We start from the raw sequence: 25788 nt of genomic DNA, 5'->3' as shown, positions 1-25788 counted from the left end.
ACCCTGCCGCCCCGCCCCGCCCGCCGGGAGTCTCAGCCCACGCTGAAGGCCCCGTCGGGCGGTTCGGGCGAGGCGACCGCGTCCGCGTCCGCCACCGGGCGGGCCCCGCCGCTGAACCGGGCCAGCGCGGCACCGTGGGTGACCCGCGCGGGGAAGGCGTCCGCGGCGCAGCGGCGGACGAGCGGATCCACGTCGATGGGCGTGTACGAGGCGAGAAGCACGACGTTGCCGAAACGCCGGCCGCGCAGCACCGCGGGTTCCCCTACCAGCGCCAGTTCCGGGAAGACGGCGGCGAAGTTCGCCGACTGCGAGCGGAGGAAGGCGAACGGCGCGCTGTCGGCCAGGTTGGCCGCGTAGATCCCGTCCGCGCGCAGGGCCCGCCCGGCCGCCCGCGCGTACTCGACGGACGTGAGGTGCGCCGGAACCCGGGAGCCGCCGAAGACGTCCGCGATCAGAAGGTCGACGGACGCGGGGGCGGCCGCTTCCAGCCACGCCCTGGCGTCGGCCGCGTGCAGGGTGATGCCGCACTCGTCGGGCAGCGGCAGATGCTCCCGGACCAGCCCCAGCAGCCCCCGGTCCGCGTCGACCACGTCCTGCCGTGAGCCGGGGCGGGTCGCGGCCACGTAGCGGGGCAGGGTCAGCGCGCCACCGCCCAGATGCAGGACGTCCAGGGGCGCACCCGGCTCCGCCGCGCCGTCCACGACGTGGGCGAGCCGCCGCACGTACTCGAACTCCAGGTGGGACGGATCGTCGAGGTCGACGTAGGACTGGGGCGCGTCGTCGACCGTGAGCAGCCAGGCCCGGTCGCGGTCCACGTCGGGCAGCAGCCGGGCGGTGCCGCAGTCGACCTCGCGGATGACGGGTATCGGCTCGTTCACCTCTCCATTGTCGCCGCCGCCGCCCGCCACCCCGAACCGAGGGGTGGCGGGCGGCGGGCGGTATCAGAGCAGCTCGGTGACCGTTCCCGCGCCGACCGTGCGGCCGCCCTCGCGGATCGCGAAGCCGAGGCCGGACTCCAGCGGCACGTCACGGCCCAGCTCCACGGTCATGGTGACCGTGTCGCCGGGGCGCGCGACCGCCGCCTCGCCGAGGTCGACGTCGCCGACGACGTCCGCCGTACGGATGTAGAACTGCGGCCGGTAGCCGGTGGCGACCGGGGTGGTCCGGCCGCCCTCCTTCGCCGACAGCACGTACACCTGCGCGGTGAACCGGCGGCTGGGCGTGACGCTGCCGGGCGCGGCCACGACATGACCGCGCCGGACCCGGTCCCGCTCCACCCCGCGCAGCAGCAGCGCGACGTTGTCCCCGGCCTCGGCGGACTCCATCGGCTTGCCGAAGGTCTCCAGGCCGGTGACGACCGTCTCGACCTCCGCGCCCAGCACCTGGACCCTGTCGCCGACGCGGACGGTGCCGCGCTCGACGGCGCCGGTGACGACGGTGCCCCGGCCGGTGATGGTCAGGACGTTCTCGACGGACAGCAGGAACGGGGCGTCGGTGTAGCGCACCGGCATCGGTACGTACGTGTCGACGGCGTCCAGCAGTCCTTCGATCGCCGCCGTCCACCGCGGGTCGCCCTCCAGGGCCTTGAGCCCGGAGACCCGGACCACGGGGACGGTGTCGCCGCCGTACCCGTGCGCGGAGAGCAGCTCACGGACCTCCAGCTCGACCAGGTCGGTCAGCTCGGGGTCGCCCGCGTCGGCCTTGTTGAGGGCGACGACGATGTGGTCGACGCCCACTTGACGGGCCAGCAGGACGTGCTCGGCGGTCTGCGGCATGATCCCGTCGAGCGCGGAGACGACGAGGATCGCCCCGTCGAGCTGCGCCGCTCCGGTGACCATGTTCTTGATGTAGTCGGCGTGGCCGGGCATGTCGACGTGCGCGTAGTGGCGGGTGTCGGTCTCGTACTCGACGTGCGCGATGTTGATGGTGATGCCGCGCTGGGCCTCCTCGGGGGCCCGGTCGATCCGGTCGAAGGACACGTAGGAGGTGGAGCTGCCGCCGCGCTCGCTGAGGACCTTGGTGATGGCGGCGGTGAGGGTGGTCTTGCCGTGGTCGACGTGGCCCATGGTGCCGATGTTGAGGTGCGGCTTGGTGCGCACGTAAGCCGTCTTGGACATGGCTCGTTCCTTCTGAAGCACTCGAAGCTGAGAAAAGATGAAGACCCCAGGGCCCCGCCGACCCTCCCCTTGCGGGGTCCGCCGGACTGTCGGGGGAGGGTCAGCTTCGGGCGCCGCCGATGGGAGCTGCGGCAACGGCGAACGCCGCGGCGACTGCTGCCGCGGCTGCGGTCGGGGCGAGTGCCTCGGCGACCGCGTCGTTCACGGCAGCCTTCGGCGCGTCCGCGACTGCGGACGGCGCTGCGTGGAAGGCGTACCGGAACATGCCCCTGATCATGGCCGGGCGCGGCGGCCGCGTCGAATGGTTTTCCGACTCCCACGGGGTGTTGGGGCTCAGAGGTTCTTGAGCGCCTCGCGTACGGAGAGCGGCGACAGCCGGGTCCGCGCGCCCTCGACGAAGTCGCGTACGGCGGCGGGGTCGGTCTTGGCGTACTCGCGCAGGGCCCAGCCGATCGCCTTGCGGATGAAGAAGTCGGGGTGGTCCGCGCGGCGCAGGCAGTAGCCGAACAGCCGGTCGGCGTCGGTGGCTTCCTTGTAGCGCAGCTGGTGGAGAAGGGCGGTCCTGGCGGCCCAGAGGCTGGGGTCGTCGATCCACCGGTCCATCTCCCGGACGAGCGCCGGGTCGGCGGCGACCAGGGGGCCCGCGACATGCGCGGCGAGCAGGTCGACCGTGTCCCACCAGGGGACGGTGGTCACCAGGTGGTGCAGGACGGGCAGGAAGCCGGAGGTGCAGCGACCCGCGTGGCGGCGCAGATAGTCGACGGCGAAGTAGTGGTACTCGCGCTCGGGCAGCCGCCAGCAGCGCAGTGCGATCGCCGTGCAGTCCCGCTCGTCCGGCCGCCCGGTGCCCGCCAGCACGGTTCGTGACAGGGCCCGGCGCTCGGGGGTGGGGATCCCGAGGAAGGGTGCGACGTGCTTCATGTACGCGGCGGCCCCCTCGGCCCGTACGGGGTCGGCGGCGGGGGCGTAGACGGCGACGAGCCGCTCCAGGACGGTGTCGGCGAGGGCGCTGGCCGGCGGGTCGGGAGCGTCGGCAGGGGCGTCGGCGGCGGGGTTCACGCGACGCACATTACGGCGATCACACATCCTTTTCGGTTACTCTCCCCGAATGTTCGACCCCGTCCCCGCTGTCCGGCCCGCCTCCGGTCCGGCACCGCGCCTCTCCCGGGCGCTGCTGTCTCCGTGGTCCCGCCTCTCGCTGCTCGTCGTCGTCCTGCTCGGGGCCGCGTCGACGATGCTGCTGTTCGAACCACAGCGGCTGCTGGCGTCGGGCTGGCCGCCCGAGCTGACCGGGGGCGCGGCGGCGATGGTCTTCGGCCTCGCGTACGGGGCGCTGACGGTGGCGTTCGTGCCGCGGCCGCTGCTGAACATCGCCGCGGGCGCGTTGTTCGGCGCCCAGACGGGTCTGGCGGCGGCGCTGGCGGGCACGGTGCTGGGTGCGGGCGTGTCGTTCATGCTGGGCCGGGTGCTGGGGCAGGACGCGTTGCGGACCCTGCTGCGCGGGAGGCTGCTCACCGCGGCGGACGGGGTGCTGAGCCGGCACGGCTTCCGGTCGGTGCTGGCGCTGCGGCTCTTTCCCGGGGTGCCGTTCGCCGCCGCCAACTACTGCGCGGCGACCTCCCGGATGGGCGCTCCGCCGTTCCTGCTGGCCACCGGTCTCGGGTCGATCCCGAACACGGCGGCGTACGTGATAGCCGGCAGCGAGGCCGCGTCGCCGACCTCGCCGGTGTTCCTGGCCGCCATGGGCTTCATCGTGCTGTCCGGTCTCGGCGGGGCGCTGGTGGCCTGGCGCAGACGCCACCGGCTGGGCCGCGACACGCCGAAGGACTGAGCGTCCGGCGGCACGTGGATGACCAGTGCAGTCGGCCTGACGTTCACTTTCAGGCGATACGCTGCCCGCGACCTCGAAGTCCTTGACCGCACTCCGCACTTTGCACGCCGCCGACGGGCCCAGCCGCCCGTGGCCGATGCACGATCACCTCCGGGATGGCCTAAGCCCCATGAGCTGGTTCGAATCATTCGTCCTGGGACTTGTTCAGGGACTCACCGAGTTCCTGCCGATCTCCTCCAGCGCGCATCTGCGGCTGACGGCCGCGTTCGCCGGCTGGCACGACCCCGGGGCGGCGTTCACCGCGATCACCCAGATCGGCACCGAGACGGCGGTGCTCATCTACTTCCGCAAGGACATCGCGCGCATCCTGTCGGCCTGGTTCCGTTCCCTGACGGACCGTGCGATGCGCAGCGACCACGACGCCCAGATGGGCTGGCTGGTCATCGTCGGCTCGATCCCCATCGGCGTGCTGGGCCTCACCCTCAAGGACCAGATCGAGGGCCCGTTCCGCGATCTGCGGCTGATCGCGACGACGCTGATCGTCATGGGCATCGTGCTCGGCGTCGCCGACCGGCTGGCCGCGCGCGACGAGACGGGCGGCAAGCACCGGGTGGTGAAGGAGCGCAAGACGCTCAAGGACCTGGGCGTCAAGGACGGCCTCGTCTACGGGTTCTGCCAGGCGATGGCGCTGATCCCCGGCGTCTCCCGCTCGGGCGCGACGATCAGCGGCGGCCTGCTGATGGGCTACACCCGGGAATCGGCCGCCCGCTACTCGTTCCTGCTGGCGATCCCCGCGGTGCTGGCCTCGGGCGCGTACGAACTGAAGGACGTGGGCGAGGGGCATGTCTCCTGGGGCCCGACGATCTTCGCGACCCTGGTGGCCTTCTTCGTCGGCTACGCCGTCATCGCGTGGTTCATGAAGTTCATCACCACCAAGAGCTTCATGCCCTTCGTCATCTACCGCATCCTGCTCGGCATCCTCATCTTCGCGCTGGTCTGGTCGGGCGCGCTGAGCCCGCACGCGGGCGAGTCGGCGGGCTGATCCGGTCGCCGACCGGGGCACCGGAAGTCGGCGTTCAGTTCGAGAACAGAACGGACGATCCACGCTTCCTCCATCTTTCGGTCACATATCCGTCACCAACCGGACAACCAGCCTCTCCAGTTGCCCACGGGTCGCTACGGTCATGCCTCCACGAACCGCACAAGGGGGACGTATGACGTACCAGCAGCCGCAGCCCGGTCAGCCGCAGCAGCCCGGATGGGGGCAGCAGCCGCCCCCGCCGCGGAAGAGGAAGACCGGAAGGATCATCGGGTTCGGGTGCCTCGGGATCGTCGGCCTGATCGTCCTCATCGCCGTCATCGCCATGGTCGCCAGTGGCGGAGACGACGGCAACGAATCGTCGACCACGAAGCCGTCGGCCACCCAGGGGGAAGCCAAGAAGGACGAGCCCAAGGAAGAGGAGTCGGCCGAGAAGGCTCCCGTGACCGTCACTGCGAAGGCCGTCGCGTTCAAGAAGAGCGTCCTCGCCCAGGGCGACGACTACACCAGCGTCCAGGTCACCATCACGAACAACAGCAAGAGCGACATCGAGGTCAACCCGCTGTACGTCACCATCACCGACACCGACGGCAGCAAGCACACCGTCGAACTCGGCGTCGACGAAGACCAGCTGGACGCCATGACGCTCTCCCCCGGCGAGAACGCCACCGGAACCGTCACCGCCAAGGGCACGTTCGACGCCAAGTACGTGACGTACACCGATGGGCTCCTCGGCGACAGCGTCCGCGGCGACGTCTCCTGACCCAGAAGAAGGTGCACCCCGCCCGGGAGCAGCCGGGCGGGGCGATCCAGCAGCGCAGCAGCCAGCAGCGCGGATAGATGGTCCCACCGTACGGCGGGGGTCTGACAATGCCCGTGGGGTCAGGGGCCCGTGGGCGTCAGGCCGGTGGCGGACAGGACCGCGTCGACCGTTTCGGCCACCGTCAGTTCCGCGCTGTCGATCCAGATGTTCTCCTCGGCCAGTTCGTCGCGCATCGCCGTCTCCAGGAACGACCAGTCCGTCGTGAGCGTCTTGTCCCGGGCCAGATTGCGTTCCCGGGCCTTCGCCGCGCCCGGGGCCAGGACGACGCGGTGCAGCGGTCCGCCGGTGAGCGTGGTGCGGTAGAAGTCGAGGTGGGCGCGGCGTACGACGACGTCGTCGATGACCGGGAGAAAGCCCGCGGCGATGAAACTGTCCGCCAGCAGGCAGGCGTTGCGGGCCCGGAGGAAGATCTGGCGGTCCGCCTCCTCGTCCCGGTCGGGCGAGGGCCATCGGCCGCCGGAGACGATGAGTTCCTGGAGAGCGTCCACCTCGATGTGGGCGGAGGCGGCGAACCGGGCGGCGAGCGCCGCGGCCACCGTGCTCTTGCCGCTGCCGGGGATGCCGGTCAGGAGGACCGCGCCCGCCGCCGGTTCCGCGGTGTCCACCGGTACTTCCGCCCAGGCCATTCCCGTACTCCCTCGGTCGGACGGTCCCTCAGTACACGTCCCGTACGTATCTGCGGTCCGAGGCTAGCTGCTTGACCTGGGCGGCCGCGGCGTCGGGTTCGAGTCCCCCGTGGGCGACGGCGATGTCACGCAGCGCCCGGTCGACGTCCTTGGCCATGCGGGAGGCGTCGCCGCAGACGTAGAGGTGGGCGCCGTCGCGGAGCCAGGACCAGAGCTGGGCCCCGTGCTCGCGCATCCGGTCCTGGACGTAGACCTTGGCCCGCTGGTCGCGGGAGAAGGCGGTGTCCAGGCGGGTGAGGGTGCCCGAGCGGCTCATCGCGTCGAGCTCCTCGCGGTAGTAGAAGTCCGTGGCGCGGTGCTGCTCGCCGAAGAACAGCCAGTTGGCGCCGGAGTGGCCGAGCGCGCGGCGCTCCTCCAGGAAGCCCAGGAACGGGGCGACTCCCGTACCGGGACCGACCATGATCATCGGAGTGGCCGGGTCGGCGGGCGGGCGGAAGCGGTCGTTGCGCTGGACGAACACCGGGACGGGGCTGTCCGGTTCGGCGTCCGCGAGGAACGTGGAGGCGACGCCCTTACGCATCCGGCCGAGGTCGCTCTCGTAACGGATCACGGAGACCGTGAGGCGCATCCGGTGAGGGTCCTCAAGGGGGCTGGAGGCTATGGAGTACAGCCGCGGGCGCAGCGGTCCCAGCACCTCGGCCCATGTGGCGGCCGTGGCCCGCACCGGGTGCTCGGCCAGCACGTCGACGGCCTGCCGCCCCCATATCCACCGGTCCCGCTCGCCCTTGTTGTCGGGGCGGAGCAGCTTCTTCAGGGACCGGTCCCCCGTGTGGTCGGCGACCAGGCGCAGCAGGTCCGGGGTGATGCGGGTGATGTCGAGGTGGCGGTGCAGCGCCGTCCCCAGCGCGACCGGGCCGTGCCCGTCGATGTCCACCTCGGCCGCCGGGTCGAGCCCGGTGACGGCGAGCCACTCGGCCACCAGGTCCGGGCAGTTGAGCGGCCGTACGCCGAGGGCGTCCCCGGCCGTGTAGGTCAGGGGGGTGTCGGCGTGCCGCGTGTCGATCGTGAACGCGCGGACCTCCTTCGTCGCGCCGGGCAGGCTCAGGAGGCGGTTCCCGGTGAGGAGGCCGGTCACGGGCTCGGCCCTGGAGGGACGGGCGGGCTGCTTCCCGTCCGGTGACGCCGACGGCCTCGTTGGCGGTGCGGCTTCCCACCCCGTGGTTCCTTCCGGTGCCGTCGCCTCCAGCGCCGCCCGGACCTCCTTGAGCCACTGGCCGAAGGGCTGCTCGTACTCCGGTTCGCAGTCGGTGCGCGGGATCAGCCGTTCCGCGCCCAGTTCGCCGAAGCGTTCGTCCAGGCGGCGGCCGTGGCCGCAGAAGTCGTCGTACGTGGAGTCGCCGAGCGCGAGTACGGCGTAGCGGATGCCTTCCAGGCGCGGGGTTTCGGGGGCGTTCAGCGACTCCCAGAAGCCGGAACCGTTGTCGGGGGCGTCGCCGTCGCCGAAGGTGCTGGTGACGACGAGGAGGTCGGCCGGGCTCGGCAGGGCGTCGGGCGTGCCGTCGTCCATGCCGAGGAGCGTGGTGCGGTACCCCTCGTCGGCCAGCGTCCGGGCGGCCGTCGCGGCGACCTCCTCCGCGTTGCCGGTCTGCGAGGCCCACAGCACGACGACGGGGCGGCCGACCTGTTCCTCCGGGGCGCTCTCCGGTGGTGCGGGCGCGGTCCCGGGCTCCGGCGGCTCCGGGAGCCGGGAGTAGGCGCCGGCCAGCATTCCGTTGACCCACAGGGCGTGGTCCGGGGCGAAGGGGGCTCCTGCCGGAAGCACCGGGGTGCCCGCCGGGCGGGCGCCGAGGCCCGCCAGGAATCCGGCCAGATAGCGGCGTTCCGCGTCCGTCAGGACCGGCGGGGCGGCCTCCGGCAGACCCAGGGCACCCGCCAGCCCCGTCAGGTCCGCCGGCCCCGCGGGGTCCACCAGTCTCATCCGGTCCGCCGTGGCGGGAGCGAGGCGCACCGCCGGGGCCGCGACCTTCGCCAGCCGGACCGCGCACACCTTCAGCTCCGGCTGGAACGAGATCGGGTCGACCGCGTCGTTCGTCACCGCGTTCACACCGAGGTACTCGCCGAACAGGTCGTTCCAGTGGAACGGCGCGAAGCACTCCCCCGCCGCGACCCGGTCGGTGATCCGGGCCGGGAGCACCGCACGCCCGCGCCGCGAGGCGACCTCGACGCCGTCGCCCTCGGCCAGTCCCAGGGCGCCCGCGTCGTCGGGGTGGATCTCCACGAAGGGCGCCGGGTCCAGCCGGTTCAGTCTGGTGATCTTCGCCGTCTTGGTGAGGGTGTGCCACTGGTGCTGGAGCCGCCCGGTGTTGAGCACGAAAGGGAAGTCCTCATCGGGCATTTCGGCCGGCGGCAGGTGCGGGCGGGCGTGGAAGACGGCCCGCCCGCCGGGCAGGGGGAAGGCGAGCCTCGGGACCGTTCCGTCGGGCCGTACGGTCAGCTCCTGGCTGACGCCGTTGTTGAGGTAGCGCACGGGATTGCGGGCGGGTCCTTCGGCGTCCGCGCTCGGCCACTGGACGGGCGTCTCGCGCAGTCGCTCGTACGTCACACCGCGCAGGTCGTAGCCGGTGTGCGGGTTCCAGGCCCGGGTGATCTCGGCGAAGATCTCCTCGGCGCTCGTGTAGCCGAAGGCGTCCTCGTACCCCAGGGCGCAGGCGACCTCCGCGATGATCCGCCAGTCCGGCCACGCCTCGCCGGGCGGGTCGGTGGCGCGGCGGGAGAGGGTGAGGGTGCGCTCCGAGTTGATCATCACGCCCTCGGACTCGGCCCACAGGGCGGCGGGCAGGACGACATCGGCGTACGCGTTGGTCTCGGTGTCGGCGAACACGTCCTGGGTGACGACGAATTCGGCGGCTTCCAGGCCCTCGATGACGGTCCGGCGGTTGGCGACCGAGGCGACCGGGTTGGTGCAGATGATCCAGCAGGCCTTGATCTCCCCCTCGGCCATGCGCCGGAACATGTCGACCGTGCCGCTGCCCGAGCCGTCCGCGCGCAGGGTGCCGGGCGGGACGCCCCACAGCTCCTCGGTGAAGGCGCGGTCCTCGTCGGACAGGACCGACCGCTGGCCGGGCAGCCCGGGGCCCATGTAGCCCATCTCGCGGCCGCCCATGGCGTTGGGCTGGCCGGTGAGCGAGAACGGTCCGCTGCCGGGGCGGCAGATCGCGCCGGTCGCCAGGTGCAGGTTGATCAGCGCGTTGGTGTTCCAGGTGCCGTGGGTGGACTGGTTGAGCCCCATCGTCCAGCAGCTCATCCACTCGCCCGCCTCGCCGATCCAGCGGGCCGCCTGCCGGATGTCGTCCTCGGGGATGCCGGTGATCTCCGCGACCGCGGCGGGCGGGTAGTCGCGGAGGAAGGCGGGCATCCGCTCCCAGCCCTCGGTGTGCTCGGCGATGAACGCGGGGTCGGTGTGCCCGTTCTCGACGAGGAGGTGCAGCAGGCCGTTGAGGAGGGCCAGGTCGGTACCGGGCCGGATCCGGAGGTACAGGTCCGCCTTGGCGGCGGTGGCGTTGCGCCGGGGGTCGACGACGATCAGCTTCGCGCCCGCCTTGACGCGCTCCATCATGCGCAGGAAGAGGATCGGGTGGCAGTCGGCCATGTTGGCGCCGGTGACGAGGAAGACGTCGGCGTGGGCGAAGTCCTCGTAGGAACCGGGCGGGCCGTCCGCGCCGAGGGACAGCTTGTAGCCGCTGCCCGCGCTCGCCATGCAGAGCCGGGAGTTCGACTCGATGGTGTTGGTGCGCAGGAACCCCTTGGCCAGCTTGTTGGCGAGGTACTGCGCCTCCAGCGTCATCTGGCCGGAGACGTAGAGGGCCACCGCGTCGGGGCCGTGGGTGTCCAGCACGGACCGCAGCCGGCGCGCGGTCTCCGCGATGGCCGCGTCGCGGCCGAGCGGGGCGGGCTGCTCGCTGCGGTCGGCGCGGGCCAGGGCGGTGGTCAGCCGGCCGGGGGCGGCGAGGAGGTCCGCCCCGGTCGCGCCCTTGGTGCACAGCCGTCCGGCGTTCGACGGGTGCTCCTTGTCGCCGGACGCCTTCACGACGGTGCGGCGGCCGTCGGGCCCGGCGGCGATGTCGAGGACGATCCCGCAGCCGACACCGCAGTACGAGCAGACCGTACGCACCCGGTCGGTGGCGGGGGCGTCCGGCGGCGGGGTCGGCACGGTCATGTGCGAGGCCCTTCGGGGGCGGGCGTTCCCGGAGGGACGCGGGACGGGCGGCGGTCGCTCCCGAATCTAGGAAAGGCCCGTTACCCAGGGATGACACCGGGCGAACAACACCGGTTACGTCGCCTGCACACCGGCCGGGAAGCGCCGGTGAGGCTTCGCCCGTGACCATCTGTGCCACCTCGCGATGCTCTGTGACCGCCGGGTCCGCGTCCGGGGGCCCGACGGGGGACCCCGGCCCCGGCCGGTACGCACCCGGGAACTTCCCGGCCGGGGCGGCCGACTACTGGTGAGACGCCGGGTGCGGATGACCCTCCCGGTGATGAAGGCGGCGGCCGGTACGAGGGGACGGCCGCCGGGGTGACCGCCGCAGTACACCCACGGGGCCCGGGGCCCGGGAGGAGACCGCGAGGCATGCACTGGTACGAGGACGACGCGCTCTGGTCCGCTTTCGCCGCGACGATGTTCCCACCGGAACGGGCCGAGTCCGCCGCCGCCCTGGTCGCGTCATCCCGGCTGCCGGACTTCCCGCCCGGCACCGGAGTCCAGGTGCCGCGTGACGCCCACGAGAGCCTCGCGCCTGGCGGGCGGCTCCTGGTGGACGGGATGGGCGAGGAGGTGCCGACGGGCCGGCTCGGGCGGCCGAAGGCGGTCGACCTGTCCGACGGCGCCCACGTCGTACAGCGCGACACCGTCCTCGGCAGCCGGGGCCGGCTCGTCGTGCGCGGGCGGCGCAAGTGAGGGCCGGGGCGGACGCCCGTCCGCGCAACACCCCCGCCACCACGGTCCACGACCACATCACCGACGCGGTGAAGACCCCGGACCTGATCCGGCTGACCGACGACGTGGTCCTCGCCCGTTTCGAGACGATGAAGGTGTACGCGGCGCTCGGCGCGGTCCGCTCGCTGCTGCGCCGGGGCCGGGTGGTGCCCGGGCAGACCCTGGTCGACAGCTCCAGCGGCATCTACGCGCTGGCCCTCGCCATGGCCTGCCACCGCTACGGACTGCGCTGCCACATCGTCGCCTCCACCACCGTGGACGCCACCATGCGGGCGCAGTTGGAGATCCTCGGCGCGACGGTCGACGCGATGCCGCCCTCGCAGAGCCTGCGCCTGGACCAGGAGCTGCGCGTACGCCATGTGCGCCGGCTGCTGGCCGAGCGGCCCGACTTCCACTGGATGCGGCAGTACCACGACGGGGTGCACCACGAGGGCTACCGGGAGTTCGCGGAGCTGCTGACCGGGGCACTGCCGGAGGGCCCGCTGACCGTGGTCGGCGCGGTGGGCACGGGTGCGTCGACCGGTGGACTGGCGCGTGCGCTGCGGGAGTCGGGGCGGTCGGTGCGGCTGGTGGGCATCCAGCCGTTCGGCAGTGTGACCTTCGGGAGCGAGCGGTTCGAGGACCCGGAGGCGATCATCGCGGGCATCGGCAGCTCGATCCCGTTCGGCAACGTCCGCCACGAGCTGTACGACACGGTCCACTGGCTGGACTTCCGCCATGCCATGGCCGGGGCGGTCGGACTGCTCCGGCAGCACGCGGTGTTCGCGGGTCTCTCCACCGGAGCGGCCCACCTCACGGCCTCCTGGGAGGCGGCCCGCGATCCCGGGCGGCTGCATCTGGTGCTGGGCGCCGACACCGGACACCGGTACGCGGACCGGGTGTTCGCCCGGCACGCCGAGGCTCTGGACCCGGCCGGGCTGCGGCCCCGGACCATCGTCTCGCCGGACGAACTGCGGCCGCCGTGGTCGGTGATGGAGTGGGCCGGGCGCGCCGCGCCGGAGGCCGCCAGGACCGCGGAGGGCGGCGCCTCCTAGCGCCAGGCGCTGGAACGTCCTCATCGCGGCGTGATCAGGGCGTTTCGGCAACGCCGCGAGGGACGGTGCCTCCCCTGCTCGACGAGCGAAGCCGAGCAGGGGAGGCACCGGACACCGTGGACCCGGTCAGGATCCGCCGGACACCCCCTGGCCCGCGCGGACGAGGCCGGCCGGGTCGGCCGGTTCCGCGCGCCACTGTCCGGCGAGTTCGCGGCGGGCGCGCGCCACGCGGGAGCGGACCGTACCGATCGGGCAGCCGGCGAGGGCCGCGGCCTCCTCGTAGGACGCGCCCAGGAGTTGGGTGAGGACGAAGGCCTGGCGGCGGCCCGGGTCCAGTCGGCGCAGGGCGTCCAGCACCGCCGCGGACTCCTCGAACCCGGGCAGGTGGCGGGGCTGGGCGCGCTCCGCGGCGGTCTGCCAGTCGGCGGTCCGGGGGCGTACGGCGGCCGCCCGGTGCCGGTCGATGACGACGCGCCGCGCGATCGACATCAGCCAGGTCCGGGCGCAGGACCGCCCCGCGAACCGGGCCAGTCCGCTCATCGCCCGCAGGTAGGTCTCCTGGGCCAGGTCGTCGGCGCCCGGGGCGTCGGAGCTGAGGTAGGCGACGAACCGGCGGACGTCCTCGTAGGTCGCCCGGACGAACCGGTCGGCGGCCTCCCGGTCTCCGCCGCCCGCGGCCAGGGCCCAGTCGGTGATCTGCCCGTCGTTCTTCCGGGAGGCGGGGACCCGGGGGTGGGGAGGACGGGTGGCGGACACCCGGAGGACCGGCGGCCGGGTAACAGTGGGCCGGGCGGGTGGCGCGGCAGCCGGTGATACGGCGGCGGGCGGTGATACGGCGGTCAGGGGCACGGCGGCGGGTTGCACGGCGGTCGGCAGTGCGGGAGCAGGAAGTGTCACAGCAGTCCTTCGCGTCCTTGCGGAGCCGGGGCAGCGGTCGCCCGGCTCCGGTGACCGGTTCCGTTCCGGACACGCCTCTGGGGGCGGCCCCGGGGAACCGGCATGCCTGTCACGGGTGCGCGCGAGGGCGCACACCCGTGTCGCCTCCGGCGCACAGAGGCCGGAGGGCGGATGGAGGTCAGAGGAAGCGGAGGGAGAGCGGCGGACCGCGCCGGGAGAGGGTGTGCAGGGCGAGAAGGTCCTGGGGGCGGCGGCCGGCCCCGCGTCGGGTGCGCCGCCGGGCGGGCGGCACCGGGGCGGGCGGCGTCGCGGCCCACAGCCGCCAGGCGGTCCGCAGCGGGGCGCGGACGAACAGCACCAGGCAGCGGCCCAGCCGGGCGAGGGCGACCTCGCCGCGCCACAGCCACCAGCCGCAGACCAGCCCGGCCAGCGCGTGGGCGGCGGCCATGCCGAGGGTGAACACCGTGCCGTCGAAGGCGGCCAGAAGCCCCATCAGGTCCGACGAGCCGCCGATCGGGACCTCGTGGGCGGAGTGGTCCATGGCACCCGACGCGTGATGCCCGCCGCCCGCGTGGTGCCCGCCGGCGCCGGACGGCAGCCAGCCTCCGGCGCCGGAGAAGAAGGCGTGCAGCCCCAACTGGCCCAGGACATGGGCGGCGACGGTCGCCGGAGCGCTCCGCTCCCGTGCGGCGAGCCACCATCCCGCCCCGCACGCCGGCAGCAGGGCCGCGGCCTGGACGAGCAGGGGCAGGGGCGCGCCGGACATCAGCGCGTGGCCGAGTCCGGACACGGCGACGCACACGACCGCGAACAGCGCGGTGCGTCCGAGTCGGAGTGCGGTTCCGGCTCCCATGGCAGTCATGGTGCCAGCCGTACCCACCCCGGCGAGAAGAGCACCAGATGCCGAAACAACGGGAGTTCACCTCGTTTGCCCACCGGCACCACCGCGTGATCCATATCACATTACACGGCCGGGAACTTTCTCCTCCCTTCACCCGACTGCTCCAACAACGCGTCTGCGTACGCCTCGTGGCCCGGGGCCGCAGCATCCGCCACCCCCACCCCCCCGCCCCGGAGAGGCCGCATGACGAACCCGCACCCCGCCCCCGGACCGGGAGCGGCCGCCGAGACGCCCGGAAGCACCACATCCGACGGCCCTCAGGTCCCCGGACCCCGGCGGTCGGGAGAGCCGAGACGGCCGACACTCCGCTCCGACCTCCGGGCCTCGTGGCCCGACGGGCTGGCGGCACTCGTCATCACCGCGGCGGTCTTCGTCCTGCTCTACATACGCATCCGGAACGAGACCTCCTCCACGGTCACCGTGATGCCGTTCATGGCCGACGCGGACGCCTTCTGGCTGTACTTCCTCAGCCAGGCGTTCGGCTGGTCCGCCCTGCTCTGGGCGTGGGGCACGGTCATCCTCGGGCTGCTGCTGTCCGGGCCGCGCCCCTCCCGCCTGCCGCTGTCGGGCCCCCGGCTGGAACGCCTGCACCGCACCACCAGTCTCAACACCATCGCCCTGATCGCGGCCCACGCGCTGTTCTTCGGGGCCGAACTGATCCGGTTCGACACGGCAGCCTGGAACTCCGCGGTGGCCACCGCCTTCGTGGAAGTCTTCGTCCCCGGCGGCTACGACTCCGGGACCGGGCGGATCGCCATCCCCGTCGGCCAGGCGGCGCTCTACCTCGCGATCCCGCTCGGCCTGCTCTTCTACGTACGCCACCGCATCGGCCCCAAGACCTGGCGGGTCCTGCACCGCTGCGTGATCGTCGTGTACGTCCTCAGCGTCTGGCACACCCTGCTGTACGGGACCAACGTCTGGTACGACGGCTGGTTCCGCACCGGCGTCTGGCTGCTCCAGCTCCCGATCGCCGCCCTGCTGCTCCTGCGGCTCCTGCGGCCCGCCCGTCGCTCCGAGAAGCTGTCCGGCAGCCCCGGGGCGAGTGCCGGGGCCCGTACGGGGTGGGCGCTGCGGCTGGGCGGCCGGCTCGCGGTGGCGGCGGTCCTGGTGGCCCTGGTCGCCGTCGTGGCCAGCGGCAGGGACGGTGGGCGCAGCGTGCCCCCGGAGGACACCTCCTCCACCCACAACCACGACTGACCCCGCTGACACGACCGAGCGGCCGTCCGCCGCCCCGTACGAGCGCCGTCGGCCCGCGACGTACGCTCGGGGGCATGACCACCAACGATCTTCCCGTGATCGCCGCAGTCGACGGTTCCACGCACAGCCGGCAGGCGCTGGACTGGGCCACCCGCGAAGCCGTGCGGCGCGGACTGCCGCTGCTGATCGTCCACGTCCGCCCGCTCACCCGGCAGGTCGACGAGGAGACCGGGCGGCGCGAGGCCGAGGCACTGCTGGCCGAGTCCGCACGCCGGAGCGCGCTCATCGCCCCGGAGCTGCGGCCCTCCACGCTGGCCCCGCTGGACTTCCCGTCGGCGGCCCTGGTCTCGCTCGGCCGGGACGCCTCGATGATCGTGGTCGGATCGCGCGGACTCGGCGGCTTCCGCTCGCTGATGATCGGTTCCAACAGCCTCGCCACCGCGTCGATGGCGGGCTGCCCCGTCGTCGTGGTGCAGGACGACCGCCCCGAGGGGACCGACGACCGGGGCGCGGACGCGGACGCCTTCACCGACATCGTGGCGGGGGTGGCCGCCGACGAGAGCAGTGATGCGGTCCTGGAGTTCGCCTTCGCCACCGCGGCCTCCCGGCCGGGCGCCCGGCTGCGGATCGTCCACGGCTGGACGATGTTCTCCTCGATGCTCGCGGGCGGCCCCGTCCTCGACCGGCAGGAGGCCGCGGGGTCCGCCGCCCGGACGCTCGCCGAGCTGACCTCCGGCTGGCACGAGAAGTATCCGCAGGTGGAGATCGTCCGGGAGCCGGTCAACGGTTCCGCCTCGCGCACCCTGGTGACCGCGTCGGCGACGGCGGCCCTGACGGTGATCGGCCGCCGCAAGGGCGGCGAGTCGCTCGGGCTCGGGCTGTCCCCGGTGGCGCAGACGGCGGTCACGCACGCGCTGGGACCGGTGGCCGTCGTCCCGTGCTGAGACTGATTCCCCCGGCGCGCGCCGGGGGATCGTCCGCGCGTCGGGTAGGCGCAGGCCTCTTGGCCCGGCAGGCGGCTTGACCGAGACTTGACCGATGACACAGCGTGTGGCGCTCGCGACCGTAATGGACCGGCTTGCCATCGATGCGGTGATCACCGGGTACGCGGTGGCCGTCGACGACGGGGCCTGGGCGGACTACGGCGCCCTGTTCACCCCGGACGGCCGCGCGGACTACCGGGGGGCGGGCGGCGTGGAGGGCCCGGCCGTGGAGGTCGCACGGTGGCTGGAGGAGACGATGCGCCTCTTCCCCGTGCGCCAGCATCTGATCGTCAACCGCCGGATCGACCTGGAGGACCTGGGCGGCTACACGGGCGACCGGGCCGAGGTGCGGGCCGACTACCTCAATCCGATGTGCCTGGCCCGTCAGGCGGCGAGCGGTTCGGACGGGAGCCCTCCCGGGCGGTCGGGCACCGCCACGCCCGACTTCGTCACCGGCGGCCGCTACACCTTCGCGCTGGACCGCGCCGAGGCGGGCTGGCTGATCCGCGCGGTCACCGTCCACGAGAAGTGGCGCCGGGCCCCGTAGAACCGTCCGCCGTGCCCCGCTCGGTCCGCGTCCTGTGTCCTGCGGGGATCACCTCCCCCACACTGGGTATCCAGGGGTCGACGCGGCGGGGCGATCGCCCGCCCGCGCAGGACCGAGGAGGGCACGGCATGCGAATCCGGGGCGGGCGTCTCCCGGTCGGCCGGAACGCGGCCGACCCCTCCGGAAGCGGCGCATCCGCAGGACGCCCGCCTGACGGCGGCGCCTCCGGCGGCGGGTCCGCGGCAGGCGGCCCGGACTTCACCGGCGCCGGACGGCTCGCGTCCCCCTGGACCCGGGCCGCCGCGCTTCTGCTCGCCGGGGCGCTGCCCGCGCTCACCTTTCCCGCGCCCGGACTCTGGTGGTTCGCCTATGTGGCGCTGGTCCCCTGGCTGTTGCTGATCCGCACGGCGCGCTCGCCGCGCCGGGCGGCGCTGGACGGGTGGATCGGCGGGATCGGGTTCGTCATCGCCGTGCACCACTGGCTGATGCCGAGCCTCCATGTCTTCATCGTGCTGCTGGCCGCCCTGCTCGGGCTGCTCTGGGCACCCTGGGGCCTGCTGGTGTCCCGGCTGCTCGGCGGCTCCCCCTCGGCGCGGCGTGCCGTGGCCGCCGTGGTCCTCGTGCCCTCCGGGTGGCTGCTGATCGAGCTGGTCCGGTCCTGGGAGGGGCTCGGCGGGCCCTGGGGGCTCCTGGGCGCGAGTCAGTGGGAGGTCTCCCCCGCCCTGCGGGTCGCCTCGGTGGGCGGGGTGTGGCTGGTGAGCCTGCTGGTGCTGGCGGTGAACACCGGTGTGGCTCTGCTGATCGCCGCTCCCGCCGCCCGTACGGCCGTCGGGGTCGCGCTCCTGGTGTGCGCCCTGTCCGTGACCGCGATGTGGGCCTGGGCGCCCCGGCCCACGAGCGCGGGCACGGTCAGGATCGCCGTCGTGCAGCCGGGGATCGTGGAGGGCCCGGGGAGCGTCGAGCGCCGTCTCGACCGGGGCGAGGAGCTGACCCGTTCGCTGGCGGGCCGGGGCGTGGACCTGGTGGTGTGGGGCGAGAGCAGCATCGGGGCGGGGGCGTGGGAGAACCCGGAGACCGCGCGGCGGCTGGCGGAGCTGTCCCGGCTGGTCGGCGCGGATCTGCTGGTCAATGTGGACGCCCGGCAGACGGACGGTTCGGGGCGGTCGGGGATCTTCAAGTCTGCGGTGCTCGTCGGTCCCGGCGGGCCGACCGGGGACCGCTACGACAAGATGCGTCTGGTCCCGTTCGGTGAGTACGTCCCGGCCCGCTCCCTGCTGGGGTGGGCGACCTCCGTGGGCAGGGCGGCGGGCGAGGACCGGCTGCGCGGCGACCGGCAGGTGGTGATGACCCTGCCGGACGGGGCACGGGGGCTGCGGATCGGCCCGCTGGTCTGCTTCGAGACGGCGTTCCCCGACATGAGCCGCAGGCTGGTGCGCGACGGTGCGCAGGTGCTCGTGGCCCAGTCCGCCACCTCGACGTTCCAGGAGAGCTGGGCCCCGGCCCAGCACGCGTCGCTGGGGGCGCTGCGGGCCGCCGAGAACGGCCGCCCGACGGTCCACGCCACGCTCACCGGGATCAGTGCGGCGTACGGGCCCCGGGGCGAGCGGGTGGGTCACCCGCTCGGCACGGACGCGAGCGCGGCGGAGGTGTTCGACCTGCCGCTGGCCCGTGGGGAGACGCTCTACGGCCGGTTCGGCGACTGGCCGGTGTACGGGGCGTTCGCGGCGCTCGCCGCGCTGTGCGCGGTCGAGGGGCTGCGGGCGCTCAGGCGGCCTGCTCCACGGCCTCCCGGACCACCCGCTCGCACAGCTCATGGGTCGCCAGGGCGTCCCGGGCGCTGAGCGTCTCGCCCCGGCGTACGGCGTCCAGGAAGGCGTGCACACAGGCCTCGATGCCGCGCTGCCGGGCCACGGGGACCCAGTCGCCGCGCCGCCGCACCGAGGGCTGGCCCTTGTGGTCGACGATGTCCGCGAGGTTGAGGACCTGGCGCTTGGTGTCCTGGCCGGAGACTTCGAGGATCTCCTCGGTCGATCCGTTCAGCCGGTTCATCATGCCGATCGCGGTGAATCCGTCGCCGGACAGCTGGAGCACCACGTGGTGCATCAGGCCGTCCACGATCCGGGCCCGCACGGTGGTGTGGTCGACAGTGCCCGGGGCCAGGAAGCGCAAGGTGTCGACGACGTGGATGAAGTCGTCGAGGATCATCGTCCGGGGGTCCTCGGGCAGCCCGACGCGGTTCTTCTGCATGAGGATCAGCTCGCGCGGGTGCTCCGCGCACTGTGCGTAGCCCGGGGCGAAACGGCGGTTGAAACCGACGGCGAGGCTGACACCGCGCTCCTCGGCGAGGTTCACCAGCCGCTCGGACTCGGCGTACTCGTAGGCGATCGGCTTGTCGACATAGGTGGCGACGCCGGCGTCGAGGAGCCGTTCCACGATCTGCGGGTGCACGGCGGTCGGGGCGTGCACGAACGCCGCGTCCAGCCCCGCGTCGAGAAGGGAGTCCAGGGTCTCGTGACGGCCTTCGGCCGGAACGCGGTGGGCGTCACCGACCGCCTGGAGGGTGGCGGGGGTGCGGGTCTGCAGGTGCGGTTCGACCCCCGGTACGGCGGTGAGCACCGGCAGGTACGCCTTCTGCGCGATATCGCCGAGTCCGATGCAACCGATCTTCACGAGGGTCTCCCTGTCACCGTGCCGGGCCGCTGTGCGCGGCTGTTCGCGCCCCGGCAGCATACGTCGCGGCCGCCCTGGGCCCGGCTGCCGGTCCGTTCGCGAAACCCCTGGCCGGCCCCATGATCATGGGTCACCATGGCCCTCATGACTTTCGCCGAACGCCCCGAACCCGCCATCGACGCAGCCGAACGCCCCATGCTGGAGGGCTGGCTGGAATACCACCGCGAGACGCTCGTCGCGAAGTGCGCGGGTCTCACGGACGCGCAACTGCGCGAGGCGTCCGTGCCGCCCTCCGCGTTGACCCTGCTCGGCCTCGTCCAGCATCTGGCCGAGGTGGAGCGCTTCTGGTTCCGCGAGATCCTGGCGGGCGAGGCACTGCCGGACCTCTACTCCACCGAGGAGGACCCGGACGCGGACTTCAAGGTGTCGGAGACGACCACCTGGGCCGAGACGGAGGCCGTCTGGCGGGCGGAGACGGCGGCGGCGCGAAAAAGCGCCGCCGCGTTCGGCCTGGACGACTTCTCCAAGGGCCTCGGCTCGTCGGGCAAGCCGTTCAATCTGCGCTGGATCTACACGCACATGATCGAGGAGTACGCCCGCCACAACGGCCACGCCGACCTGGTGCGCGAGCGCGTGGACGGCGCCACCGGGGTCTGACCGCCCCTTGGGGGTGAGCTCGGCGAGCGCTGCCGGACGCCGGTGGCCCCGGTCGACGCGGTGCGGGACGCCGTGCTGACCGGGTCACTCGTGCGGGCCATTCCCCGCCCACCGGGCCCCGGAGAGTGGGACCGCACCGCAGAGTTGGCCGGGTGCAGAGAACCAGAATCACCGCGAAACTCCTGGTCGGGTTAGCGGTCACCGCCGTCTCCGGATGCGTCTCGGTGACGCCCGGGACCGTTTCCTCCCACTCCTCCCCCTCCTCCCCCGGTGCGGGAGCCACCGGACCGGGGGAGGACGTGGCTCCGCAGATCGTGCAGCCTCCCGCCCGTGAGGGGCTGGAGGTCATGCCGGATCCGAGCCGCCCGCCCGCTCGGCCCTCCTCCTCCCCCGCGCCTCCGGCCGCCGACTCCCCCGCGGAGGCCCGGCGCGGCGGACCGGCAGGCGTCGCCCGGCCGCCCGAGCGCGCGGATCCGCCGCAGCGGCGGGCCCCCGACCGGGCCCCGAGGGTCCCGTCCGTCACCGTGCCCGCCCTGCCACGCGTCCCCGGCGGCGGGGCGGACGTCTGTGCGCTCGGCCGGGGGTACGGCGGCTGGCCCGCGGGGAGCCCGCAGGCCCGCATCTGCTCGGAGACGTACGGTCGCTGACGCGCCTGCCCCCGGGGGCCCTGCAGGGTCCCCGGGTCACTGCTCCCGCAGGCGGAGCTCCAGGCGGTCGATGGCGGCGCGGACCCCGTCGCCGTACCCGTCGTCCGCGAGGGACTCGGCGGCGGCGCGGGCTCGCTGGAGGTGGATGCGGGCGGAGTCGGGGCGCTGGAGCTTGAGGTAGTCCGCCGCGAGGTTGAGATGCAGCGAGGGGTAGAACGCCCGGACGGCCGGAAGGTCCCGGTGCTCCGCCGACCACCCGCCGCCCGCCCCCTCGGCGGCCGTCAGGGCGCGCAGGTCCCAGGCCAGCTCGTCGCCGGGGTCGTCCTGGGTGTCGGCCATGTAGTGCGCGAGGGTGCAGCGGTGGAGGGCGTCGCCGTCCGCCCCGAGCTCCGACCAGAGAGCGCCGAACCGGTTGCGGGCCTCCTCCCGGTCACCTCCGTGGAGCAGCATGATCGCCTGGCCGATCCTGGTCATGACGGCGTCCTCCGACGCCTCCTGCTGCTCCACCACTGCGCTCTCCTCATCGCCCGTACGGCCGGTCACCCCTCCGTCCGACGCTAACGCCGGGCTTCCGCAGAACCGGTCAGACACGGGCTCGGAGGGTGTCCTCGCCGGACGAGCCCGTCAGCCGAGGTCGGGGATCCGCCAGTCGATCGGCTGGTGCCCCTGGGCGGCCACGGCCTCGTTGATCTGCGTGAAGGGGCGGGAGCCGAAGAACTTCTTGGCGGACAGCGGCGAGGGGTGCGCGCCCTTCACCACGATGTGGCGCTCCTCGTCGATCAGGGGCAGCTTCTTCTGCGCGTAGTTGCCCCAGAGCACGAAGACCGCCGGGTCGGGCCGGTCGGCGACAGCCCGGATCACGGCGTCGGTGATCTTCTCCCACCCCTTGTTCTTGTGGGAGTTGGCCTCGCCGCCCCGGACGGTCAGCACGGCGTTGAGCAGGAGAACGCCCTGTTCGGCCCAGGGCATCAGATAGCCGTTGTCCGGGATGGGCAGGCCCAGCTCCTGCTGCATCTCCTTGTAGATGTTGCGCAGCGACGGAGGCGTCCTGACGCCGGGCCGCACGGAGAAGCAGAGCCCGTGCCCCTGGCCGTCGCCGTGATACGGGTCCTGGCCGAGGACGAGGACCTTCACCTGGTCGTAGGGCGTGGCGTCCAGGGCGGCGAAGACCTGCTCGCGGGGCGGATACACGGGGCCCTTGGCCCGCTCCTCCTCGACGAAGTCCGCCAGCTCCTTGACGTACGGCTTCTGCAGTTCTTCGCCGAGGACGCCGCGCCAGGACTCGGGCAGCAGGTCGATATCGGTCACGTCCACAACCTCCGGTGAGCAACAGGTTCTTGATCCCAGAACCTACCGGTCACCACTGACAACGGGCCCCCGAGGAGGCCCGTCGTCACGTCACCGTCGTCCCCTCACCGCCGGGCTGCTACCAGCTGGCCTTGCGGTACAGCTCCCACATCTGCATGACGGTCTGCGGGTCGAGTGCCCGCTCGCCGCCGCCGATGTCCTCGCCCGCGGCGACGTACAGCTTGCCCTGCCACAGCGGCAGCAGGCGGACGTCATTGACGAGGATCTCCTGGGCCCGCTCGAACTGCTTGCTGACCGCGCCCCGGTCGCTCTCCTGCCGCGAGGCGGGAAGCAGCTGCTGGGTGATCTCCTTGTTGATGTACGGGCTGCCCGTGACGGGCTCCTGGCCCACGAACGGGGCGACGAAGTTGTCGGGGTCCGGGAAGTCGGGGAACCAGCCGCGGCCGAAGACCGGGTACTCCCCCTGGTTGAAGCCTTCCTGGAACTTCTGCCAGGGCTCGCCGCGCAGCGTGATCTTGAACAGCCCGGAGGCCTCCAGCTGCCGCTTGAGCTCCTCGAACTCGGGCTCCGTGGCGGAGCCGTAGCGGTCGGTGGTGTACCAGAAGGTCATCTTCACGGGCTCGGTGATGCCGGCCTCGGAGAGGATGCTCTTCGCCTTGGCCACATCCGGGTCGCCGTAGGTGTCGAAGAAACTCGTGGTGTGTCCGGCGATGCCCTTGGGGATCATGGAGTAGAGGGGCTCGGCGGTGCCCCGGTAGACCTTGGCGACCAGGGCGTCGCGGTCCACGACATGGGCGATGGCCTTGCGGACGGCGGGGTTCGCGGCGGCCGGGTCCTTCGGGTTGAAGACCAGGAAGCGGATGTCCGCCCCCGTGCTCTCGACGATCTGGAGGCCCGCGTTGTCGTCCTTGTTGTCCTCCAGGCTGACGACCTCCTCGGCGGTCAGACCCCGGTAGGTGGCGTCGATCTCGTCGGCCTTGAGCGCGCTCACCATGTCGGCGGACTTCTCGAAGTAGCGGATGGTGACCGCGTCGTTCTTCCGGTTGGCGAAGCCCTTGTAGTCCGGGTTCTTCTTCAGCTCGGCGGTCTTCCGGCCCTCGTAGGACTCCAGGAGGTACGGGCCGGAACCGGTGACCTTGCCGTCGTCGCGGATCTTGTCCTGGCGGTAGTCGCCGGGAGCGACGAGCGACATGGCGGGCGTGGCCAGGATGAACGGGAACGTGGCGTCGGACTTGTTCAGGTGGAAGACGACCGTGTCGTCACCCTTGGTCTCGACCCGGTCCAGCGAGCCGAGCATCCCGACCGGGCCGCCCTTGAAGTGGATGTCCCTGATGCGGTCGATGGAGTACTTCACGGCCTTGGCGTCGAGCTTCTCGCCGTTGGAGAACTTGAGGTTCTTCTTCAGCGTGCACCGGTACGCCATGCTCGTGGCGTCGGTGAACTTGCAGGATTCCGCCGCGTCCGGCTCCGGGCTCGTACTGCCGGTGGGGAAGCTCACCAGGGTCTGGTAAACGTTCCGCATCAATTCCCAGGAACCGTCCCAGGCCGCCGCCGGATCGAGCGTGGACGGGGAGCTGGTCGTCCCGACGGTTATCTTCTGGTCCGTTTCCGATCCGCTGTCGGAAAGGAGACCGCAGCCGGCCAGCAGAGAAAGGGAAGCTAGGGCTGCAGAAGCCTGCAGACTGGCCCGGTAGAACACGTGCACGCTCCTCGATCAGCCATGGGTCGGCAGACCATACCGCAGCGCCCCACCAGGTCAATCCGCAGGCCCGGCGGGGCACTTGACTCAATCAGGGCCAAATCGGGCCAGGCTACTCTCAGCCAACGCCCGCGTTGAGGAAAATTCCTCCGTCGACCACGAGGGTCTGTCCGGTGATCCAGTCTGACTGCGCGGAGGTGAGGAAGGCCGCCGCACCTCCGATGTCCTCGGGCACACCGAGCCGGCCCAGCGGATAGGCGGCCGCGGCCTCCGCTTCACGGCCCTCGTAGAGCGCCTCGGCGAACTTCGTCTTGACCACGGCCGGGGCGATCGCGTTGACCCGGACGACCGGGGCGAACTCGTGCGCCAGCTGGGCGGTCAGGTTGATCATGGCCGCCTTCGACATCCCGTACGCGCCGATGAACGGCGAGGGGGCGACGCCGGCGACGGAGGCGATGTTGACGATCGCCCCGCCGTTCTCCTTCTGCCACGCCTTCCAGGTCTGCTGGGCGAAGCCGAGCGCCGAGATCACGTTGGTCTCGTAGACCTTGCGGGCCACATTGAGGTCGAGCTCGGCCATGGGCCCGAAGACCGGATTCGTCCCGGCGTTGTTGATCAGGTAGTCGACCCGGCCGAACGCCTCCATCGTGCGCTCGACCGCCGCGGCCTGGTGGGCCACGTCGTGCGCCTTTCCGGGGATGGCGATGACCCGGTCGGCGCCGAGCCGCTCCACGGCCTCCTTGAGGGCGTCCTCGCCCCGCCCGGTGATGGCGACCCGGTCGCCGCGGGCGACGAGCGCCTCGGCGATCCCGTAGCCGATGCCCCGGCTGGCGCCCGTGACGAGGGCGACCTTTCCGCTGTCCTGCACCGTCATGATGTCCGCTGCCCTTCGGATCAGTTGAGGGGGCCGCCGGCCACGTACATGACCTGGCCGGAGACGAAGCCCGCGTCGTCGCCCGCGAAGAAGGCGATGGCGTTCGCGACGTCCTCGGGACGGCCGACGCGCTGGACGGGGATCTGGGTGGCCGCCGCCGCCTGGAACTCCTCGAAGCCCATGCCGACGCGCTCGGCGGTCTGCGCGGTCATCTCGGTGACGATGAAGCCGGGCGCGACGGCGTTGGCGGTGACGCCGAACTTGCCGAGCTCCTTGGCGAGCGTTTTGGTGAGGCCCTGGAGGCCCGCCTTGACCGCGGAGTAGTTGGCCTGGCCCCGGTTTCCGAGAGCCGAGGAGGAAGAAAGCGAGACGATCCGGCCGAACTTGGCCTCGACCATGTGGGCCTGGACGGCCTTGGCCATCAGGAACGCGCCCTTGAGGTGCACGTTCATCACGATGTCCCAGTCGGACTCGCTCATCTTGAACAGCAGGTTGTCGCGGAGCACGCCCGCGTTGTTCACGAGGATCGTCGGCGCGCCCAGCTCGGCGGCGACCCGCGCGACGGCGGCTTCCACCTGACCGGCGTCCGACACGTCGCAGCCGACGGCCAGCGCGGTGCCCCCGGCGGCGGTGATCTTCTCGACCGTGTCCTTGCAGGCCGCCTCGTCGAGATCGAGTACGGCGACGGCGCGGCCCTCGGCCGCGAGGCGTACGGCGGTGGCGGCGCCGATGCCCCGCGCCGCTCCCGTCACGATGGCGACGCGCTGCTCGGTGGTGGACATGCTTGGTTCTCCTCGCCCTTGGATAGCGGCTCAGCGGACACCGGGACGCTTCCCGCCAGTCCCTGACACTCCCTGGCGGCAAGACCCTCGATTGCTGAGCAACCGCTTAGTACCTTCAGCAGACGAGACGCTAGAAGCCCTGGCACCCGGTGTCAACGGCGCA

25 protein-coding genes are annotated in these 25788 nt (G+C 72.5%); 11 read left to right on the top strand and 14 right to left on the bottom strand.

Annotated elements, in window-relative coordinates; translation table 11 throughout:
• Positions 1-32 precede the first annotated feature (32 nt).
• From IE140_RS30120 to IE140_RS30105, 4 genes are all read right to left on the bottom strand, one after another.
• Positions 33-878: a spermidine synthase gene (locus tag IE140_RS30120; protein WP_093437016.1), complete on the bottom strand. Its 846-nt coding sequence runs from the start codon at positions 876-878 to the stop codon at positions 33-35.
• Positions 879-941: 63 nt separating this feature from the next.
• Positions 942-2117, bottom strand: a complete 1176-nt coding sequence (gene tuf / locus IE140_RS30115; protein WP_006122947.1) for an elongation factor Tu — start codon at positions 2115-2117, stop codon at positions 942-944.
• Between the two features lie 100 nt (positions 2118-2217).
• A complete protein-coding gene (locus IE140_RS30110; protein WP_167533503.1) occupies positions 2218-2382 on the bottom strand; it encodes a hypothetical protein in 165 nt (54 codons plus the stop codon).
• A 68-nt stretch (positions 2383-2450) separates the two neighbouring features.
• Positions 2451-3176, bottom strand: coding sequence for a DNA alkylation repair protein (locus tag IE140_RS30105; RefSeq protein ID WP_150195441.1), 726 nt, complete (start codon positions 3174-3176; stop codon positions 2451-2453).
• Positions 3177-3225: 49 nt separating this feature from the next.
• On the opposite strand from IE140_RS30105, the gene IE140_RS30100 reads away from it, so the two are divergent.
• The 3 genes from IE140_RS30100 to IE140_RS30090 all read left to right on the top strand — a co-directional run bounded on the left by IE140_RS30100 (position 3226) and on the right by IE140_RS30090 (position 5750).
• Positions 3226-3948: a TVP38/TMEM64 family protein gene (locus IE140_RS30100; protein WP_032778538.1), complete on the top strand. Its 723-nt coding sequence runs from the start codon at positions 3226-3228 to the stop codon at positions 3946-3948.
• Positions 3949-4117: 169 nt separating this feature from the next.
• Positions 4118-4990: an undecaprenyl-diphosphate phosphatase gene (locus tag IE140_RS30095; protein WP_150195443.1), complete on the top strand. Its 873-nt coding sequence runs from the start codon at positions 4118-4120 to the stop codon at positions 4988-4990.
• A gap of 172 nt (positions 4991-5162) precedes the next feature.
• The gene (locus IE140_RS30090) at positions 5163-5750 is read left to right on the top strand and encodes a DUF4352 domain-containing protein (protein WP_150195445.1); all 588 of its coding nucleotides are present in this window, start codon (positions 5163-5165) and stop codon (positions 5748-5750) included.
• Between the two features lie 119 nt (positions 5751-5869).
• Here the strand turns inward: IE140_RS30090 and IE140_RS30085 are convergent, their stop codons facing one another.
• On the bottom strand, positions 5870-6436 hold the full coding sequence (locus IE140_RS30085) for an AAA family ATPase (protein WP_150195447.1): 567 nt from the start codon (positions 6434-6436) through the stop codon (positions 5870-5872).
• A gap of 28 nt (positions 6437-6464) precedes the next feature.
• Positions 6465-10652 carry a bifunctional nitrate reductase/sulfite reductase flavoprotein subunit alpha gene (locus IE140_RS30080; protein WP_150195450.1) on the bottom strand — a complete coding sequence of 1396 codons (4188 nt, stop codon included), beginning with the start codon at positions 10650-10652 and terminating at the stop codon, positions 6465-6467.
• 411 nt (positions 10653-11063) lie between these two features.
• Between IE140_RS30080 and IE140_RS30075 the strand changes: the two genes are divergently transcribed.
• Together IE140_RS30075 and IE140_RS30070 are read left to right on the top strand one after the other, a co-directional pair.
• Positions 11064-11390 (top strand): hypothetical protein, encoded by a 327-nt coding sequence (locus IE140_RS30075; protein ID WP_229826952.1) that lies wholly within the window; start codon positions 11064-11066, stop codon positions 11388-11390.
• Positions 11387-12463: a pyridoxal-phosphate dependent enzyme gene (locus IE140_RS30070; protein ID WP_150195452.1), complete on the top strand. Its 1077-nt coding sequence runs from the start codon at positions 11387-11389 to the stop codon at positions 12461-12463. The genes IE140_RS30075 and IE140_RS30070 overlap by 4 nt, the downstream gene beginning before the upstream one ends.
• A gap of 126 nt (positions 12464-12589) precedes the next feature.
• Here the strand turns inward: IE140_RS30070 and IE140_RS30065 are convergent, their stop codons facing one another.
• Positions 12590-13219 (bottom strand): sigma-70 family RNA polymerase sigma factor, encoded by a 630-nt coding sequence (locus tag IE140_RS30065; protein WP_189460873.1) that lies wholly within the window; start codon positions 13217-13219, stop codon positions 12590-12592.
• Positions 13220-13538: 319 nt separating this feature from the next.
• On the bottom strand, positions 13539-14213 hold the full coding sequence (locus tag IE140_RS30060) for a hypothetical protein (RefSeq protein WP_150198853.1): 675 nt from the start codon (positions 14211-14213) through the stop codon (positions 13539-13541).
• A 231-nt stretch (positions 14214-14444) separates the two neighbouring features.
• Here IE140_RS30060 and IE140_RS30055 point away from each other — a divergent pair, with 231 nt between their 5' ends.
• The 4 genes from IE140_RS30055 (at position 14445) to lnt (ending at position 18829) form a co-directional block, all read left to right on the top strand.
• Complete coding sequence (locus tag IE140_RS30055; protein WP_150198186.1) at positions 14445-15458, top strand: ferric reductase-like transmembrane domain-containing protein; 1014 nt, start codon at positions 14445-14447, stop codon at positions 15456-15458.
• A 74-nt stretch (positions 15459-15532) separates the two neighbouring features.
• Positions 15533-16402, top strand: coding sequence for a universal stress protein (locus IE140_RS30050; RefSeq protein ID WP_150198184.1), 870 nt, complete (start codon positions 15533-15535; stop codon positions 16400-16402).
• A 94-nt stretch (positions 16403-16496) separates the two neighbouring features.
• A complete protein-coding gene (locus tag IE140_RS30045) occupies positions 16497-16988 on the top strand; it encodes a nuclear transport factor 2 family protein (protein ID WP_093441550.1) in 492 nt (163 codons plus the stop codon).
• Positions 16989-17116: 128 nt separating this feature from the next.
• Positions 17117-18829 carry an apolipoprotein N-acyltransferase gene (gene lnt, locus IE140_RS30040; RefSeq protein WP_150198181.1) on the top strand — a complete coding sequence of 571 codons (1713 nt, stop codon included), beginning with the start codon at positions 17117-17119 and terminating at the stop codon, positions 18827-18829.
• Here the strand turns inward: lnt and IE140_RS30035 are convergent.
• Positions 18753-19658, bottom strand: a complete 906-nt coding sequence (locus IE140_RS30035; protein ID WP_093441555.1) for a Gfo/Idh/MocA family protein — start codon at positions 19656-19658, stop codon at positions 18753-18755. The genes lnt and IE140_RS30035 overlap by 77 nt on opposite strands.
• 135 nt (positions 19659-19793) lie before the next feature.
• Here IE140_RS30035 and IE140_RS30030 point away from each other — a divergent pair, with 135 nt between their 5' ends.
• The gene (locus IE140_RS30030) at positions 19794-20315 is read left to right on the top strand and encodes a DinB family protein (RefSeq protein WP_373296202.1); all 522 of its coding nucleotides are present in this window, start codon (positions 19794-19796) and stop codon (positions 20313-20315) included.
• Between the two features lie 152 nt (positions 20316-20467).
• A complete protein-coding gene (locus IE140_RS30025; protein ID WP_189460871.1) occupies positions 20468-20962 on the top strand; it encodes a hypothetical protein in 495 nt (164 codons plus the stop codon).
• Positions 20963-20998: 36 nt separating this feature from the next.
• Here IE140_RS30025 and IE140_RS30020 read toward each other — a convergent pair whose 3' ends face one another.
• From IE140_RS30020 to fabG, 5 genes are all read right to left on the bottom strand, one after another.
• Positions 20999-21472 carry a hypothetical protein gene (locus IE140_RS30020; protein WP_032765778.1) on the bottom strand — a complete coding sequence of 158 codons (474 nt, stop codon included), beginning with the start codon at positions 21470-21472 and terminating at the stop codon, positions 20999-21001.
• 114 nt (positions 21473-21586) lie between these two features.
• On the bottom strand, positions 21587-22270 hold the full coding sequence (locus tag IE140_RS30015) for a uracil-DNA glycosylase (protein WP_150197902.1): 684 nt from the start codon (positions 22268-22270) through the stop codon (positions 21587-21589).
• Between the two features lie 118 nt (positions 22271-22388).
• Entirely contained in the window at positions 22389-23969 is a 1581-nt protein-coding gene (locus IE140_RS30010; RefSeq protein WP_150197900.1) for an ABC transporter substrate-binding protein, read from the bottom strand.
• A gap of 118 nt (positions 23970-24087) precedes the next feature.
• Positions 24088-24843, bottom strand: coding sequence for an SDR family oxidoreductase (locus IE140_RS30005; RefSeq protein WP_006122980.1), 756 nt, complete (start codon positions 24841-24843; stop codon positions 24088-24090).
• Between the two features lie 20 nt (positions 24844-24863).
• Positions 24864-25625 carry a 3-oxoacyl-ACP reductase FabG gene (gene fabG, locus IE140_RS30000; RefSeq protein ID WP_006122981.1) on the bottom strand — a complete coding sequence of 254 codons (762 nt, stop codon included), beginning with the start codon at positions 25623-25625 and terminating at the stop codon, positions 24864-24866.
• Positions 25626-25788 lie beyond the last annotated feature (163 nt).

This window comes from Streptomyces parvus, assembly GCF_014648875.1.
In the GTDB taxonomy this organism is placed as follows: Bacteria; Actinomycetota; Actinomycetes; order Streptomycetales; family Streptomycetaceae; genus Streptomyces; species Streptomyces parvus.
Note: the sequence above shows the minus strand (reverse complement) of the source record. Positions and strands in the feature narration are given on the sequence as shown.

What these genes read in the sequence shown, in the direction of transcription:
- IE140_RS30055 (WP_150198186.1), top strand. Translation starts at nt 14,445, where the DNA reads ATGACGAACCCGCACCCCGCCCCCGGACCGGGAGCGGCCGCCGAGACG.
- IE140_RS30085 (WP_150195447.1), bottom strand. Translation starts at nt 6,436, where the DNA reads ATGGCCTGGGCGGAAGTACCGGTGGACACCGCGGAACCGGCGGCGGGC.
- IE140_RS30050 (WP_150198184.1), top strand. Translation starts at nt 15,533, where the DNA reads ATGACCACCAACGATCTTCCCGTGATCGCCGCAGTCGACGGTTCCACG.
- IE140_RS30005 (WP_006122980.1), bottom strand. Translation starts at nt 24,843, where the DNA reads ATGACGGTGCAGGACAGCGGAAAGGTCGCCCTCGTCACGGGCGCCAGC.
- IE140_RS30045 (WP_093441550.1), top strand. Translation starts at nt 16,497, where the DNA reads ATGACACAGCGTGTGGCGCTCGCGACCGTAATGGACCGGCTTGCCATC.
- IE140_RS30060 (WP_150198853.1), bottom strand. Translation starts at nt 14,213, where the DNA reads ATGGGAGCCGGAACCGCACTCCGACTCGGACGCACCGCGCTGTTCGCG.
- IE140_RS30030 (WP_373296202.1), top strand. Translation starts at nt 19,794, where the DNA reads ATGGCCCTCATGACTTTCGCCGAACGCCCCGAACCCGCCATCGACGCA.
- IE140_RS30100 (WP_032778538.1), top strand. Translation starts at nt 3,226, where the DNA reads ATGTTCGACCCCGTCCCCGCTGTCCGGCCCGCCTCCGGTCCGGCACCG.
- tuf (WP_006122947.1), bottom strand. Translation starts at nt 2,117, where the DNA reads ATGTCCAAGACGGCTTACGTGCGCACCAAGCCGCACCTCAACATCGGC.
- IE140_RS30075 (WP_229826952.1), top strand. Translation starts at nt 11,064, where the DNA reads ATGCACTGGTACGAGGACGACGCGCTCTGGTCCGCTTTCGCCGCGACG.
- IE140_RS30110 (WP_167533503.1), bottom strand. Translation starts at nt 2,382, where the DNA reads ATGTTCCGGTACGCCTTCCACGCAGCGCCGTCCGCAGTCGCGGACGCG.
- IE140_RS30095 (WP_150195443.1), top strand. Translation starts at nt 4,118, where the DNA reads ATGAGCTGGTTCGAATCATTCGTCCTGGGACTTGTTCAGGGACTCACC.
- IE140_RS30090 (WP_150195445.1), top strand. Translation starts at nt 5,163, where the DNA reads ATGACGTACCAGCAGCCGCAGCCCGGTCAGCCGCAGCAGCCCGGATGG.
- lnt (WP_150198181.1), top strand. Translation starts at nt 17,117, where the DNA reads ATGCGAATCCGGGGCGGGCGTCTCCCGGTCGGCCGGAACGCGGCCGAC.
- fabG (WP_006122981.1), bottom strand. Translation starts at nt 25,625, where the DNA reads ATGTCCACCACCGAGCAGCGCGTCGCCATCGTGACGGGAGCGGCGCGG.
- IE140_RS30080 (WP_150195450.1), bottom strand. Translation starts at nt 10,652, where the DNA reads ATGACCGTGCCGACCCCGCCGCCGGACGCCCCCGCCACCGACCGGGTG.